1 protein-coding gene is annotated in these 1,332 nt (G+C 66.0%); it reads right to left on the bottom strand.

Translation table 11 applies throughout. The features are described 5' to 3' along the window. Positions 1 to 27 precede the first annotated feature (27 nt). Positions 28 to 1,280 (bottom strand): IS3 family transposase gene (locus tag ACIQK6_RS43080; protein WP_402697823.1). Its coding sequence is split into 2 segments (ribosomal slippage): positions 28 to 1,001 and positions 1,001 to 1,280, totalling 1,254 coding nucleotides; the frame shifts between segments, so codons are not numbered across the junction. Positions 1,281 to 1,332 lie beyond the last annotated feature (52 nt).

The following is a 1,332-nucleotide window of genomic DNA, read 5'->3' as shown; positions in this document are numbered from 1 at the left end:
TGAACCGTTCCGGGTTCGGTAGAGAGCTCAGATGTTGGTTGTGACCTGGGGTTTCGTGGTGCTCAGGTAGTGGTTGGTTTCGTATTCGGCGGGCGGGATGTGCCCTATCTCACCGTGGAGCCGGGTGTGGTTGTACCAGTCGGTCCATTCGGCGGTGGCGAGCTCGACCTGGGCGAGGGATCGCCAGGGCCGCTGCGGCTTGATCACCTCGGTTTTGAAGAGGCCGATCGTGGACTCCATCAGCGCATTGTCGTATGCGTTGCCGACCGATCCGATCGAGGCGGCGATGCCGGCCTTCTCCAAGTGTTCGGCCAGCGTGAAGGACGTATATTGCGAGCCCGCGTCCGAGTGATGAACCAACTCGCCTGGCAAGGGCGGGTGTTGGTCGCGGTCGCGTTGCCACAGTCCCATGTCCAGTGCGTCCAGGACGAGCCGGGTCTGCTTCGTGGTCGAGGCGGACCAGCCGACGATGCGGCGGGAGAAGGTGTCCACGACGAAGGCGACGTAGACGACGCCGGAGAACGTGGCGACGTGGGTAAAGTCGGCGACCCAGCAGCGGTTCGGCGCGGACGCGACGAAGTCGCGGTCGACCAGGTCCGGCGCCCTGGGCGCGGAGGGGTCCGGGATCGTGGTGATCACTCTCTTGCCGCGGACGGCGCCGGTGATGCCGAGCTCGCGCATGAGCCGTTCGACGGTGCAGCGGGCCACGGTCTGGCCCTGGCGGTTCAGGTGCCGCCAGATCTTCCTCGCGCCGTAGACACGGTAGTTGGCGTCGTATGCCTCCTTGATCAAGGTCTTCAGCTCGGTGTCGCGAACGGTGCGGGCCGAGGGTGCCTGCCGGCGTTTGTGGTGGGCGTAGTAGGTGGACGGGGCGATCTTGCAGTCGTGCTCGGTCAGAACACGGCAGATCGGCTCGACTCCGCCGAAGCGGTCCCGGTGCTCGTCGATGAACGCTACGAGCGTGTGTGTGGCCGGTCGAGCTCGGCCGCGAAGAAACTCGCCGCGGCCTTGAGGATCTCGTTCGCCCGCTTCAGCTCGGCGTTCTCCTTCTTCAGCCGCTTCAGCTCGGCCGACTCCTCCGTCGTCGTCCCGGGCCGGGTCCCGGCGTCGATCTCGTCCTGACGGACCCACTTGCGCAGCGTCTCGGTCGTGCCGATGCCGAGCTTCGCGGCGACCGCTTTCATCGCGGCCCACTCGGTGTCGTAGTCGGGCCGCACCTCGGCGACCATCCGCACCGCACGACGGCGCAGCTCAAGCGGGTACTGGGAAGGACGTGCCATGACTCGATCCTCTCAAACGATCGAGTCCCTACCGAACCCGGAACGGTTCACT

The sequence above is a fragment of the Streptomyces sp. NPDC091682 genome (genome assembly GCF_044756625.1).
Lineage (GTDB): Bacteria > Actinomycetota > Actinomycetes > Streptomycetales > Streptomycetaceae > Streptomyces.
This window is presented reverse-complemented; position numbering and strand designations above follow the sequence as displayed.